Origin of the sequence: Salinispora mooreana (genome assembly GCF_000379065.1) — a bacterium.
In the GTDB taxonomy this organism is placed as follows: Bacteria; Actinomycetota; Actinomycetes; order Mycobacteriales; family Micromonosporaceae; genus Micromonospora; species Micromonospora mooreana.
In genome coordinates, this window is the sequence record NZ_KB900614.1 from 4761360 (window position 1) to 4774073 (window position 12714).

13 protein-coding genes and 1 pseudogene are annotated in these 12714 nt (G+C 71.2%); 5 read left to right on the top strand and 9 right to left on the bottom strand.

The features are described from left to right. Positions 1–52 precede the first annotated feature (52 nt). From SALPAC6_RS0122815 to SALPAC6_RS0122830, 4 genes are all read right to left on the bottom strand, one after another. Positions 53–466, bottom strand: a complete 414-nt coding sequence (locus SALPAC6_RS0122815) for a hypothetical protein (RefSeq protein WP_026189991.1) — start codon at positions 464–466, stop codon at positions 53–55. 2 nt (positions 467–468) lie between these two features. After that, positions 469–768, bottom strand: a complete 300-nt coding sequence (locus SALPAC6_RS0122820; protein ID WP_018255632.1) for a BON domain-containing protein — start codon at positions 766–768, stop codon at positions 469–471. A 72-nt stretch (positions 769–840) separates the two neighbouring features. Next, a complete protein-coding gene (locus SALPAC6_RS0122825) occupies positions 841–1371 on the bottom strand; it encodes an STAS domain-containing protein (RefSeq protein WP_018255633.1) in 531 nt (176 codons plus the stop codon). Further along, positions 1368–1712 carry a hypothetical protein gene (locus SALPAC6_RS0122830; protein ID WP_018255634.1) on the bottom strand — a complete coding sequence of 115 codons (345 nt, stop codon included), beginning with the start codon at positions 1710–1712 and terminating at the stop codon, positions 1368–1370. Before SALPAC6_RS0122830 ends, SALPAC6_RS0122825 begins: the two co-directional genes overlap by 4 nt. Positions 1713–1886: 174 nt before the next feature. Here SALPAC6_RS0122830 and SALPAC6_RS0122835 point away from each other — a divergent pair, with 174 nt between their 5' ends. The 3 genes from SALPAC6_RS0122835 to SALPAC6_RS0122845 are packed head-to-tail and all read left to right on the top strand — an operon-like array spanning position 1887 to position 4467. Continuing rightward, the gene (locus SALPAC6_RS0122835; protein WP_018255635.1) at positions 1887–2561 is read left to right on the top strand and encodes a response regulator transcription factor; all 675 of its coding nucleotides are present in this window, start codon (positions 1887–1889) and stop codon (positions 2559–2561) included. Further along, the gene (locus SALPAC6_RS0122840; protein WP_026189992.1) at positions 2558–3910 is read left to right on the top strand and encodes a sensor histidine kinase; all 1353 of its coding nucleotides are present in this window, start codon (positions 2558–2560) and stop codon (positions 3908–3910) included. Before SALPAC6_RS0122835 ends, SALPAC6_RS0122840 begins: the two co-directional genes overlap by 4 nt. After that, entirely contained in the window at positions 3907–4467 is a 561-nt protein-coding gene (locus tag SALPAC6_RS0122845) for a GerMN domain-containing protein (RefSeq protein ID WP_018255637.1), read from the top strand. Before SALPAC6_RS0122840 ends, SALPAC6_RS0122845 begins: the two co-directional genes overlap by 4 nt. 10 nt (positions 4468–4477) lie before the next feature. On the opposite strand, the gene SALPAC6_RS0122850 is transcribed toward SALPAC6_RS0122845, so the two are convergent. Next, positions 4478–5938 (bottom strand): coiled-coil domain-containing protein, encoded by a 1461-nt coding sequence (locus SALPAC6_RS0122850; protein ID WP_018255638.1) that lies wholly within the window; start codon positions 5936–5938, stop codon positions 4478–4480. A 257-nt stretch (positions 5939–6195) separates the two neighbouring features. On the opposite strand from SALPAC6_RS0122850, the gene SALPAC6_RS0122855 reads away from it, so the two are divergent. Further along, complete coding sequence (locus SALPAC6_RS0122855) at positions 6196–7095, top strand: siderophore-interacting protein (protein ID WP_018255639.1); 900 nt, start codon at positions 6196–6198, stop codon at positions 7093–7095. A 92-nt stretch (positions 7096–7187) separates the two neighbouring features. On the opposite strand, the gene SALPAC6_RS0122860 is transcribed toward SALPAC6_RS0122855, so the two are convergent. Further along, positions 7188–7832 carry a TetR/AcrR family transcriptional regulator gene (locus SALPAC6_RS0122860; RefSeq protein WP_018255640.1) on the bottom strand — a complete coding sequence of 215 codons (645 nt, stop codon included), beginning with the start codon at positions 7830–7832 and terminating at the stop codon, positions 7188–7190. 110 nt (positions 7833–7942) lie between these two features. On the opposite strand from SALPAC6_RS0122860, the gene SALPAC6_RS0122865 reads away from it, so the two are divergent. Further along, positions 7943–9142: an acyltransferase family protein gene (locus SALPAC6_RS0122865; protein ID WP_018255641.1), complete on the top strand. Its 1200-nt coding sequence runs from the start codon at positions 7943–7945 to the stop codon at positions 9140–9142. A gap of 110 nt (positions 9143–9252) precedes the next feature. Here SALPAC6_RS0122865 and SALPAC6_RS30565 read toward each other — a convergent pair whose 3' ends face one another. From SALPAC6_RS30565 to SALPAC6_RS0122880, 3 genes and pseudogenes are all read right to left on the bottom strand, one after another. Beyond that, positions 9253–9807, bottom strand: a complete 555-nt coding sequence (locus SALPAC6_RS30565; protein WP_026190051.1) for a GNAT family N-acetyltransferase — start codon at positions 9805–9807, stop codon at positions 9253–9255. Beyond that, positions 9808–11907, bottom strand: a pseudogene (locus SALPAC6_RS26615) (penicillin acylase family protein); the annotation flags it as partial. Then, complete coding sequence (locus SALPAC6_RS0122880) at positions 11904–12713, bottom strand: ABC transporter ATP-binding protein (protein ID WP_026189993.1); 810 nt, start codon at positions 12711–12713, stop codon at positions 11904–11906. The pseudogene SALPAC6_RS26615 and the gene SALPAC6_RS0122880, both read right to left, overlap by 4 nt. Position 12714 lies beyond the last annotated feature (1 nt).

Below are 12714 nucleotides of genomic sequence, written 5' to 3' on the forward strand. Positions count from 1 at the left end.
ACTGCAGGTCAAGAGGGGTGTAGTGGCGACTTGGCCCGGTTGTCGACCTTGGTCATGATGGCCCGGGCGTACAGGATGACGCCGGCGAGGATGCTGACCATGGCGATCGGCAGTCCGAACAGGGGTCGTACGTGCATCGCCAGGAACCAGGACTTGACGTTGATGTCCCGGTGTTCCGGGCCACGGTGGGCCGGCCGGTACGCATGGTGTGTAGCAGGTCCGAATCGTCCTCGGTGAGCTTCCGGATCGCCAGACCGCCCAGCACCCAGGCGACGACGACGCCAGTGAGCACGCCGACCGGGGCCCCGGCCCAGGTCAGCCACGGCTGGTCGGAACGGGTGCCGAGATAGACCAGGGCGAGCGCGGGCGCCAATGGCAGCAGCCCGACCCAGAACAGCACGGTGGACTGACCGGTGGTGTCGGCGCGTTCGAGTGGGTTGCTCGGCCGCTTGTGGGCGTCGATCACGGTCAGCGCTGTCGGCGTCCATGCTGCGCTACTCGCAGGGTGTTGCACACGTCAGCCACGCCCGGGATATCCCAGGCGAGTTCACCCGCGACCTGCCGCGTCTCGAGGTCGGCAGTCGTGCCGGCCAGGATGATCACCCGATTCTGTACGGTTACGGTGATCTGCTGGCGGCGCGTCGTCCAATCAGTGCTGAGCCGCTGGGCGGTTATCGCGGCGAGCCGAGTGTCCTCGTCGTGGTGTGCCGGCGGGTCCCAGACAGGGTGGAAGGGGTCGTCCTCGGGCGGGGGCCAGGGCATGACCATGTGGCAGTCCTCATCAGGCGGGGCAGGCAGCGGGGTGCGCCGGTCGCCGGTCGCAGCGCGCCGGTCCGTTGCTCACACCAGCACCTTGGGTTCGTTCGCTGCGTGTGGTCGGTCGGTGACGACGGGGAACGCGGTGTCCAGGCGCATTGTGTGTAGCACGGTCAACACGAACCGGGAGGGTGCGTGGAGACACAGCTCCGCGCCGCGCTGACGAGCATCCTGCCGGGCCCGGACGAGCAAGCCGAGGCCGGTGGAGTCGATCTGCTCAACGGCGGAGAGGTCAACGACCACGCGCCCCTCGTGCTCGGCGGCCTTGCTCAGCGCGGTGCGTAGCGGGTCCGCCGTCGTCGCGGTGGCCTCGGCGACCTCGCCATGGTCGGTTTCCCCGAGCGGCTGGACGGGGACGGCTTGGCCGGGCGGGGGCGGGGTGCATCTGGCACAGCGGTGTGGACCGGTGGCGAAGGGAGACCCGCTCCAGCCATGCTCGGATACGAGTGTCCAGACCACTTCATCGTCAGGTAGTACGACGGCCGTGCTGGCGGCGGTCTCTCCGCAGCCATCGCAGATCAGGGTCATCATGTTGTCGTCTGGCACGACGGTCATGGTCGGTTCCCTTCCTGGTCCGCTGGCGCCGAGGGGTCGCCGACGGCACGCCACCGGCGGATGGACCGCCCCGTTGGCCCCGGCGTGTGCCTCGCCGTCACGACCGCGAGGACTACCGCGGCGCCGGCAAAGCCGGACTGCACGGCCAGCCGCAGCACGGAGGGAGCGGCGACATCGACGCCAGCGACTCGGGCGATGATGGTGCCGAGCAGGGCGGCGCCGAGACCCACGGCGACGGCCAGCCACACCGGGGCGGCGTTCCGGCCCGGGAGAACGAACCGCCCGAGTAGGCCGACGGAAGCGCCGATGACGAGGGCGTGGATGAGGGCGTTGCCGGTCACTGCTGCCTCCTCTCGGCGGGACTGGGGCCAGGTTGGCGCGACGAGTGGCCCGACACGCCTCTCACCCTCTAAGTGGGTCGTGTAGCGACCGGTGCAGTTGGATGACAGTCACATGACAAATCTTGCGACTGCCCCGGAGTGGGTGGTTGCCGGGGCGCCGGGGATGATGCCGTAATGACCGCGGTACTGGTGATCGAGGACGACGACCGGATCCGGTTGGCGCTGCTGCTCGCCCTGGAAGAGGAGGGCTACACCGCGCGCGGGGCGGCGACCGCCGAGGAGGGGCTGCGGATGCAGCGGTCCGATCCGGCCGACAACGTGTTGTTCGACCTGATGCTGCCTGGTCTCGATGGATTTGAGGGGATCCGCCAGCTGCGCCGCGACGACGATGTTCCGATCGTGGTCGTCAGCGCTCGGGACGACACCCACGACATCGTCGCCGCGTTGGAGGCCGGTGCCGACGACTATGTGGTCAAACCGGTGGCCATCAAGGAGCTGTCCGCCCGGCTGCGGGCGCTGCGACGGCGGGCCCGGACGGTGGCCAACCCGGTCGCGGTGCAGGTCATCGGTGACCTGGAGATCAGCCCGGAGGCGGGGGAGGTACGTCGTGCCGGAGTGCCGGTGGCGTTGACCCGCACCGAGTTCCGGCTCCTCTGCGAGCTGGCCGAACACACCGGCCGGGTGCTGTCCCGGCAGCAGCTGCTGCAGCGGGTGTGGGGATACGACAGTGGCGACGAGCGCCTGGTGGACGTGCACGTCGGGCGCCTGCGTCAGAAGATCGAGGCGGAACCGGGCAACCCACGACACCTGGTCACGCTCCGTGGCCTCGGCTACAAGCTGCAGCGATGAGGCATCTCGGGCTCCGCGCGCGAGTGACGGCCGGGTTCGCCGTCGGCGCCGCGTTGCTGGCCGCGTCGATGGCGTTGATCTCCTATGATCTGACCCGGCGCAGCCTGCTCGACGAGCGGGAACGCACGGCTGTGCGGGCAGCCTACTTCGACGCGGGGGTCGTGCGCATCGGGCTGAACACCGATGAACCCGATGTTGTCGAAGTGCTCCGTTCGCTGGACACCGGCAGCTCCCGGCGGCCCCTGCTCCACCTCGACGGCTCCTGGTACGGGCGTACCGCCGAGACAGCGGCGACGAGCGTGCCGGCGGCGCTGCAGAAGCAGGTCCGGGCCGGACAGCCCGGGGTGCAACGGGTCCAGTTGGCCGGGCAACCGACGCTGCTGGTCGGGGTGCCACTGCCCGACGGCGCCAGCTACTACGAGCTGACCTCCCTGCGTGAGCTGGAGGAGACCTTCCAGGTTCTCGCGCTGGCATTGACCGCCGTGGCAATCATGGTGGCCGGCTCCGGCGCCGCCTTTGGTTGGTACGCGACCCGGCACAGTCTGCGCCCGTTGACCGCCGTCGCGGACGCCGCCGAGCGGATCTCCGCCGGTGACTTCACCACCCGGCTGGCGCCGGCCACGGACCCGGACCTGACCCGCCTGTCGACCTCCTTCAACGATATGGTCGACCAGCTGGCCAGACGGATCGAGCGGGACCGGCGCTTCGCCGCCGACGTGAGCCACGAGCTGCGCTCGCCGTTGCAGACCCTCTACGCCGCCGCGAGCGTGCTGACCCGCCGGCGGGGACACCACGACGAACGGACCGCAACCGCGGCGGGGCTGGTGGCCGATGAGATCGGCCGCTTCCAGCAACTGGTCAACGATCTCCTGGAGTTGGCCCGTACCGACCAGCCTACCCAGCGGGAGTCGGTCGACATCGTCGCGCTCGCCAGTGAGATGTGTCAGAGCCGGGGACTGCCGAAGAGCCTGGTGCGGCCCGATGCCGGTACGCCGACGGAGTGGCGGGTCGACCGGCGGCGCACCGAGCAGCTGCTGGTCAATCTGCTCGAGAACGCGGTCCGCTACGGCGGTGGCCCGGTGGTGGTCCGGTTGTCGACCGTCGGCACCACGGGCGTCGTCGAGGTGGACGACGCCGGCCCGGGCGTACCGGTGGCCGACCGAGCTGTCATCTTCGACCGTTTTGTTCGCAGCCGCGCCGCCCGCGCCCGCGGGGGTACCGACGGCACCGGGCTCGGCTTGGCGATCGTCGCGCAGCACGCCACCGCCCACGGCGGACACGCGACGGTCGCGGACCGACCCGGGGGCGGGGCGCGGTTTCGGGTGGAGCTGCCCGGGAGCCTGGAGTGAACGCCCGCCTGGCGCTGGCCGCGCTGCTCGCGCTGCTGCTGGCGGGCTGCGGCGTACCCACCGACGACCGGCCGCGGGCGGTAGAAGCGCCGTACGGGCCGTTCCCGACCCCGGGTACGGCGAGCTCCGACTCGGCCGGGCGGTTTACCGAAGCGCTCTACTTTGTGCGCGATGACCGCCTCGTCCTGGTCCACCGTCGCCTCGACATGTCGCCGACGGTTGCCCAACACCTGGAGCACCTGCTGGCCGGTCCGAACGAGGCCGAGCGGGCCGAGGGTCTGGCCACGGCGCTCTTCGGCGCGGTCACGGTGGCCGGCATCCGCCTCACCGGGACGCGGGCTCAGGTGGACGTGCCGTCGGTGGCAGAGGGCGCCGGCCGGAGTGACGAGGTCTTCGCCTTTGGCCAGATCGTCTCCACCCTTACCGCTCGCCCGGAGGTTGACGCCGTGTCCTTCCTGCGCGACGGTGCGCCGCTGGAGGTTCCCCGGGCGGACGGGTCGTTGTCGGCGGGGCCGCTCACCGCTGCCGACTACGCCGACCTGTCCGGCTCCGACTGAGCGGCGGAGGTCAGCCGGCGACCGGTACCGTGTCGCCGGGGAGGGTCGGCTCGTCGGGGCGCACCGAGGTCTCGCCGCTGTGCCCGTCGTCGCCGGCGGCGCCCTCGTCCGGCTGTTCCGACTGCTGGCCGCCGGTCGAGTTGTTCGGCTGGCCGGGTGCTGGTGTTGGTGCGTCGCCGTCGGCGGGGACGTTGCGGGCGACTACCTGCGGGTACTCCGCGGTCGCGGCGCCGCCCGTCGCGGCTGCCATGACCGCCGCCGCGGCCAGGTCGGCCACCCGCTTCGCCTCGCGCTTGACCCGCGACCTGACCTCCTTGGCGTGTTGGTCGGCGTAGTCGGCCGCGCGCCGCGCCTCCTCCAGCCGGTGTAGCTCGTCGGCGAGTTCTCGGCGGGTCGTGCCGAGTCGCTGCTGCTGCTTGATCAGCTCCTGATCGACGGCGTTGCCGTCCTGGCGGACCTGCGCGAGCTGCTGCTGGCCGGCCTCCAGCTCGGACTGGAGCCGGCCGAGTCCCTCCCGGCGGTCTCGGATGTCCTGCTGCACCGCAGCGAGCTGCTGCTGGTGGCTGGCGGCCTGCTCGTCGATGCGCTGGCGCACCTTCGCGGCGTACTCCTGTGCCTCGGCGATGAGCGCGGCGATCTCCTGCTCGGCGGCGGTGCGCTGGGCCGCGAGTTCCCGTTCGGCCGTGGCTCGCTGCTCGGTCAGCTCCTGCTCGGCGCCGGTACGCTTGTCGGTCAGCTCTCGTTCCACAGTGGACTGCCAGCGGGCCAGCTCCTCCTGGGTTCGGGTCCGGGCCGCCTGCACCTCCTGCTGGATCTGCGTGCGGGCGGAGCTGAGGAACGCCTCGGCCTCGGCCCGGGCCTGCTCGATCCGCTGGGCGCTCTGCTCCTCGACCTGGACCGCCTCCTGCCGGGCTCGCTCGTGGGCGGTCTCGCCCGCCTCCCGCAGCTGGTCGGCGGCGGCGCGGATCTCGGCCAACTCGGCCTGGGCGGCGGCCCGCCGCTCCTCGTCCACCTGCTCCTGTTCGGTGCGCCGGGTGGCCAACTCCGCTTCGAAGTCGCGCATCGTGCTGGCCGCCTGTTCCTGGGCGTCAGTGAGCGTCCGCTCCGCCTCCGTCGTGAGCTCGGCTGCCCGCTGTCCGGCCGCCTCGCCGATCATGTCGGCCTGCCTTTCGGCCAGCACCAGGATTTCTTCGACCATCGGTCCCAGATCGCGGAACGCGGCGCGGTCGACCCGGGCTGGCCGCTCGCGTAGCTCGGCGACCTCCGTCTCCAGGTCGGCGAGCTGGGCCGTCAGTGCCTCGGCTCGGACGTGTGCCTGGTTGCGGTCGGTCACGGCCCGGAGCAGCTCGCCGTCGAGCTGGTCAAGGTGTCGTTCCACCTGCCGTTTGTCGAAGCCGCGCATGGTGACGTCGAAAGCCGGCCGCGACACCTTGTGGTCGCTGGCCGCGAACGACTCGTTGCCGTGGGACATGGCTGCATCCTCCGTACGATCGCTAGCGCCACGCCGGGGCGGGGACCACCCCACGGGCAACGGTGTGGCGACACGCTACCGCCGTCGTGGTGTGGGCTGAAGACCTGCCCCGGCCTTGGTGCGGTGGTGGCGAGCTGTTGGTCGGCCGAGCCGTTCGGCTACGTCGATCTCCACTTGACAGTGGTCAAGGTAAGGCTAACCTAACTGGGTCGAGTGCGGCGCGGGACAGGTTCCCACGCCCGACCCCGGAAGGCATCATGACCCAGACCCTGCCCGTCGCGCCCTGGCGGCTGTTCACTGTCGAGGTTCGCGCCGTGCGTCGGCTCAGCCCGTCGTTCGTGCGGGTTACCTTCACCGGTCCGGACCTGGACCGGTTCGCAGACAACGGCTACGACCAGCGTGTCAAGCTGGCATTCCCGCTGCCGGGTGAACGGGGAGCCGGGTTGCCGGAGGGGCCGGACTGGTACGCCCGCTGGCGGGCGCTGCCAGAGGGCCAGCGCAATCCGATCCGCACCTACACCGTCCGCGCCGCGCGACCCGAGCTCTCCGAGGTCGACGTTGACCTCGTTCTGCACGGTGACGGCGGGCCGGCAACCCGCTGGGCGCGCCGGGTGCAGCCCGGGGACCAGATCGTCATTGTCGGTCCGGATGCGGGTTACGACGGTGAACACGGCGGTCTCGAGTTCCGGCCACCGGTCGCCGCAAAGCTTCTGCTCGCCGGTGACGAGACGGCGGTACCGGCGATCTCCTCCATCCTGGAGCGGCTCCCGGTCACCGCCCGCGGTCGGGTGCTGCTGGAGGTGCCGGAGGCTGACGACGTGCAGCCGTTGGCGGCACCACCCGGGGTGACAGTGCGTTGGCTGGCCCGAGGCGGGCACCCGCACGGCACCCGGCTCGTGCCGGCCGTGTCGGCCGCGGCGGGTGAGCTGATGTCCGGCCCGTCGGTCGGGGTGCCGGTCACAGAGCTCAACCTGGACACGGAGCTCCTCTGGGAGGTGCCCATCTCCGTTCTCCCGGTCCCGCTCTACGCCTGGCTGGCGGGCGAGGCGGGCGTCATCCGGACCCTCCGGCGTCATCTCATAACTGAACGTGGCGTGAATCGTCAGGCAGTTGCCTTCATGGGCTACTGGCGCCTCGGCCGCCCGGACCCGGCCTGACCGGCGGGCCGCCCGGCCGTCGTGATCTCGCGCCCGACGCCGCCGCGGCCCGTAAGCTGCGGGGCTCAACGGGAGGAACTGCCGCCGCCGAATCACCGCCGCCGGGCAGGCTTCGCAGTGTCTGGCGCGCCGGTTGATCGGCTGGCACCGAACAGGCCCAGCCGCAGTAGGCGTTGGTTCGCGGCGCTGCGGCGGGCCAGCGCCGGCGCTTCGAACATGGGCCGGTCCAGGTTCGGTTGCATGACCGGTTCGAGCAGCAGCGGGCCTACGATCAGGCACAGCATCTGGAACGGTGCCCACTGCAGATCCGCATCCGTGCGGCCACCCTCGGCCGCGATGAGTCGCTCCAGTTCGCTACGTGCACCCTCCAGAAGGCGGCCGAACAGCGCCGCGCTGGCGGGGCTGTCCTCCTGCAGTACCCGACGCAGGTAGCCGCGCAGTACCGGGTCAGCGCCGAACATCCGCGCGGATACCTCACCCAGGGACCCCATCAGATCCCCGCCGCCCGGATCCAGGTCCCGCAGGGCAGCGCCGAGTCGGGCCAAGACCTGCTCATCGACGGCGGCGCGCAGCCCTTCCTTGGAGCCGAAGTGGTGCATCACCAGGGCCGGTGACAGCCCGGCCTCGGCAGCTACTGCGCGGGCCGAGGTGGCGGCGAAGCCACGCTGCGCGAACAGGCGCAGGGCCGCGTCGCGCAGCCGTGCCCGTCCGGTTAGGTCCGACGGCGACGCTTCCATGCCAGCACGGTATGTCATTGCCCCGGCACCGTCCTCGGGGGCATCCCGCGAGGTGATCTCCGGGGTGCTACGGATTCACTTGCTGAACATGTGTTCAGTATATTGAACACATGGCCAGTGTCGTTGATGAGCCCTCCGCACGTCGCACCCAGTACCTGCACTACCTGGACAATCTGCGAGTTGCGATGATCCTCATGGTGGTGATCCACCACGCAGCCCAGGCATACGGCCCCGCCGACTGGTGGTACGTCAACGGCGGCCAGCAGGCGCCCGTCCTAGCCTCCCTCTCCGCGGTGGGCGGGGCGTTCCGGATGAGTCTGTTGTTCTTCGTCGCCGCGTTCCTCGTGCCCCGCGCCGTTGACCACAAAGGCAGCTGGGGATTCATGCTCGGCCGACTCAAGCGCCTCGGCATTCCGTTTCTGATCGGCTCGGCCACGATCATTCCCATACTGATGTATGTCTACTATCGCGAATACCGGAACTACCCGCCGATCTCGTTTCCTCGCTACTACCTGCACGTGTTCCTCGGCTTCGGCCCGCAGCCGGCCGACTGGACCGGCCCGATCTGGCCCGACCTGCAGTTCGGACACTTGTGGTTCATCCAGACCCTGCTCGCCTTCAGCGCCCTCTACCTGCTTTTCCACTGGCTCGGCGAGCTACTGCGCCGCGTTCGCCCAAACCCGAGGCCGGCCCCGCTGACCTGGATAGCCGACAACCACAGCCTGGTCATTTTCCCCCTTTCCCTGGCCGCGGTCGTGTTCCTCATCCGAATCTGGTACCCGCTTGACCAGTGGGTGCCGCTGTTCGGGTTCATCCAGGCTGAACCAGCTCGCCTCGCCCAATACACGGCATTCTTCGCCGCCGGCGCCATGGCCTACCGACACGATTGGCTTGCCCGACTGCCCCGTTCCACCGGCTATACCTGGCTGGCCATCGGTGCAGCACTCACCGCCGTACTGTTCTGGACTGGTACCGACACCCGGTTCTTCGCCCCCGGCGGTGCCTCCTGGGCCTCGGCCTGCTGGACCCTGACTGAGTCCCTCCTGTGCGTCGGCCTCAGTATCGGCCTGGTCACCCTGTTCCGGGACCTCTTCGCCGGCCACAACCGGCTCACCCGCGCCATGGCCGCCAGCTCCTTCGCGACGTACATCATCCACCTGCCGATCGTCGTCGCCCTGCAGTTCGCGTTCGTCCACGCTGGCCTACCCACCATGGCCACCTTCGTCGCCGTCGCCACCCTCGGCATCGTTATCAGCGTCGCCGCTGCCATGACCATCCGTCGGCTGCCCGGCCTCCGCACGATCCTGTGACTGTCATCCCCTCGCCGGCGCGAGGGTCGGGGCCGATGACCGCACCGCTCGGTGCCCGAGCTTCCGGTGCCCGAGCCTTCCGGGGTACGGATCTTCCCGCTACCGGTCAGTCAGCGGCCCGCGGCGGCGCGGTCCAGGAACATCAGTCGGGCCTGCTTGTCCGGCAGGTCAACCAGGGGCCCGTCGACGAAGCCGGTACGGCGCAGTCGCGCCTGTGCCCGCTCGTTGCGAACGTCTGGCTCGGCGACGATCCGGTGGTGGGTGGGGTCGGCGAAGACGAAGTCGACCAGGAGCCCGAAGAGGTGGCCGGTGAAACCCGGCTCGGTGCGGGCCGGCGGGCCGATCAGAAAGTGGATGCCGTGGTCGCCGGGCTGGACCGGGTACACCTCGCCGACTGGGTCGGCGTCCGGCTGGTATGTCTGGAACAACGCCGCCGGAGCCCCGTCGCGCAGCGCCAGCCAGGCATGGTGAGTGGGGAGTGAGTCCAGGTAGTGGTAGATCTCCGCCACCCGCTCCCGACCGGCGTCGCGCATCCCCCAGAACCGGGCCCGCTCCTGGCTGACCCAGCCGTGGATGAGGTCCAGGTCGCCCTCCGGATCGACCGGGCGTAGCTGCACCTCGCCGAAGCCCGCGACTACCCGCCCGAAGACCACCCGGTCAGCCATTTGCTCCTCCGTCAACTTGTCCCTGTCGGTGACCACCGGCAGCAGTTCCCCGCGTTGCCAGGCTGCCAGCTGGTCGTCGTCGTGCGCCGAGCCGGGCACGCCATCTGCGCCGAGGGGCACCACCCAGCGGCTGTTCTCGCGCCGGGCGAGGTCCCAGGCGTAGCGGGCGGCCGGCCCGCGCCCGCACCGGTCGGTCATCCCGGGCACGCTGGAGGTGGAGAGTACACAGTCGTGCTCCCCGCCGAGTTCCGGCCCGGCATCCACCTCCGGGGAGCCCGGCACCGGTGTGTCCGCAACCACGTTCCCCGCGACCACGTTGACCGGCACTGCCCGCCAGGGCGCGAGCCGGTGCCGGGCGCCCCACCGGGCCGCCTCGCCGCCGACGGCGGGATCGAGGTCGCTGCCCGCGACCTCCAGCAGCGCGGCCCGGACCAGGGCCGGCGCGTCCAGCCCGGGTAGCGCGTCGGGAGCGAGCAGTGCGCCCAGCGCCGTCCCCACCCGGGGGGCCAGCGCCAACCAGGGCGCGAAGACCTCCGGGTACGCCGGTGGGTCGGCGAGCGCCGCCAGCGCCGGGTGCGCGGTGATCCCCCGGACCAGGGCGGCCCGGACGGCGGCGAATGCGCCCGCGTCGGCGCTCTCGGCGGCCATCCGTCGATCCCAGCGCAGCAGCCGGTCTCGCAGCGCGGCGGCCGGCGTCGGCAGTTCCTCCAGGCCCGCCAGGATGGTGAGCAGCGGCCCAGCGGCGGCCGTGTACGTGTCGGTGTGCACGTCGGCCATTCGCTCCGCCGTCCAACCGGTGGTTGCCCCGAGCAGCTCGCGGATGCGCCGGGCCCGGTGTGGGGGTGCGAACTCCACCCCCAGCGGAGCGGAGACAGCGCGCTCGTTGGCCATCACGGCGACCTCGGTGACGGTAGCCCGCGGCATTGAGCACCAGCCAACCCAGGCGTACCGGGACTCCCATGCCGGCACGACCCGCACGCCGTTGGCCGGGGGGCGGACCGGCACCGCACCGGCCACCCGGTGCAGCAGCCCACCGGCGGTGTCGGCGGCGAGCACCACATTGACCGGCTCCACCCAGTGCTCCACCGCGGCGTCAACGTCGGCGACGGTGCGTGCCCGCAGTAGCGCCGGCAACGCGGCGAAACCCAGCTCCCCGGTGACCCGAGGCGGGTAGCGGAGGCTGATCGCCTCGGCCGACTCCGGACCGCCGACCACCACCGGACCCCGGTCGGTCTCCACCACCTCCACCTCGACCGGCTCGCCGCCGGCCACCATGATCGTCTCTACCTGTGTGTGCGTCGGCTGCCAGCCGTCCGGCCCGTACGCCTCCACGCCGCTGCCCTGTCGCCGAAGCCGCTCGGCGTACAGGTCCTGGTAGTCGGCCATCGCGTTGGTGATCGCCCAGGCGACTTCGCCGGTGTGCCCGAAGTGGGCGATGCCGGGGACCCCCGGCACCGCCAGGCCGACCACGTCGTACGCCGGGCAGGCGAGGCGGATCTGCTGGTAGATGCCCGGGTCCTCGATGTACCGGTGTGGGTCGCCGGCGATCAGTGCGGCACCGGTGGCAGTACGTCCGCCGGCCAGCAGCCAGCCGTTACTGCCGGAGCTGATCGGCGCGTCGGCCTGGAAGAGCGCGACGGCGTCCGGGCCGAGTTGCCGGGTGACGTGCTCGCGCCAGAGCTTGCTGGGGAAGCCGGCGAAGAGCACGTGGTGGGCCAGCCAGATCGCCAGCGGGGTCCATGGCTCCCAGCGGCCGGCGTCGAGCCCAGCGGTGGCGAAGCGCGGGTCGCGGGCCGCCCCCGCGGCCAGACCGGCGTTGATGCCGGCCACGTACCGGCCCACCCAGGAGGCGGTCGCCGGGTCGAGGCGGGCGTGGCAGCTCCGGGCAGTGTCGGCGAGGCGTGCCTGCCGGGCGAGCCGGTCCCACGGCACCGCCGCAGGGCCGAGGAACGCGGCGCTCGCCCCGAGCGATCGGTGCCGCTCCACCTCGACCTGCCAGGCCCGGTCGTACGCGGTGACCCGGCCCTGGGCGTATGCCAGCTCGTCGGGGTCGGCGGCCTGCAGGTGCGGGACACCCCACTGGTCTCGGAAGAGTCTCACGCCGTGACTCCGATCGGGCTCCGGCGCCGGGCCGCCGGCACCACCAGCGGGGTGCCGGTCTCCGGATCGTCGATGACCCGGCAGGGGAGGCCGAAGACCTCCTCGACGAGGGCGGCGGTAACCACCGTCTGGGGCGGGCCTGTCGCCACCACCTGCCCGTCGCGCATCGCGATCAGGTGGGTCGCGTAGCGGGCGGCCTGGTTCAGGTCGTGGAGTACGGCGACCAGCGTACGGCCCTCTTCCTCGTGTAGCCGGGCGCAGAGGTCGAGGATCTCGATCTGGTGGGCGATGTCCAGATAGGTGGTGGGTTCGTCGAGCAGCAGCAGGGGGGTCTGCTGGGCGAGGGCCATAGCGAGCCAGACCCGTTGTCGTTGTCCGCCGGAGAGTTCGGCTACCGGACGGTCGGCGAGCTCGGCGACGCCGGTGGCCGCCATCGACTCGGCGACCACCGCCTCGTCCTCGCGGGACCACTGCCGCAGCAGCCCCTGGTGTGGATATCGGCCCCGGGAGACGAGTTCGGCCACCCCGATGCCGTCCGGGGCGATTGACGACTGGGGCAGCAGGCCAAGGGTCTTCGCGATCTCCCGGGCGGGACGCCGGTGGATGTCCGCCCCGTCCAGCAGGACCGCACCGGCGCTCGGCCGAAGCAGCCGGGACAGGGCGCGCAGCAGGGTGGACTTGCCACACGCGTTCGGTCCGATGACGACGGTGAACGACTGGTCCGGAATGTCAACGGTCAACTCGCGGGAGATGGTCCGCCGTTCGTACGCCAGGGTCATCGCGCTACCGCGTATCCGGGACCGCATC

Bases quoted from the DNA above. Each gene is read 5' to 3' on its own strand.
- SALPAC6_RS0122855 (WP_018255639.1), top strand. From the start codon at position 6,196: ATGACCCAGACCCTGCCCGTCGCGCCCTGGCGGCTGTTCACTGTCGAG.
- SALPAC6_RS0122880 (WP_026189993.1), bottom strand. From the start codon at position 12,713: ATGCGGTCCCGGATACGCGGTAGCGCGATGACCCTGGCGTACGAACGG.
- SALPAC6_RS0122835 (WP_018255635.1), top strand. From the start codon at position 1,887: ATGACCGCGGTACTGGTGATCGAGGACGACGACCGGATCCGGTTGGCG.
- SALPAC6_RS0122840 (WP_026189992.1), top strand. From the start codon at position 2,558: ATGAGGCATCTCGGGCTCCGCGCGCGAGTGACGGCCGGGTTCGCCGTC.
- SALPAC6_RS0122860 (WP_018255640.1), bottom strand. From the start codon at position 7,832: ATGGAAGCGTCGCCGTCGGACCTAACCGGACGGGCACGGCTGCGCGAC.
- SALPAC6_RS30565 (WP_026190051.1), bottom strand. From the start codon at position 9,807: ATGGCTGACCGGGTGGTCTTCGGGCGGGTAGTCGCGGGCTTCGGCGAG.
- SALPAC6_RS0122820 (WP_018255632.1), bottom strand. From the start codon at position 768: ATGGTCATGCCCTGGCCCCCGCCCGAGGACGACCCCTTCCACCCTGTC.
- SALPAC6_RS0122825 (WP_018255633.1), bottom strand. From the start codon at position 1,371: ATGACCGTCGTGCCAGACGACAACATGATGACCCTGATCTGCGATGGC.
- SALPAC6_RS0122865 (WP_018255641.1), top strand. From the start codon at position 7,943: ATGGCCAGTGTCGTTGATGAGCCCTCCGCACGTCGCACCCAGTACCTG.
- SALPAC6_RS0122850 (WP_018255638.1), bottom strand. From the start codon at position 5,938: ATGTCCCACGGCAACGAGTCGTTCGCGGCCAGCGACCACAAGGTGTCG.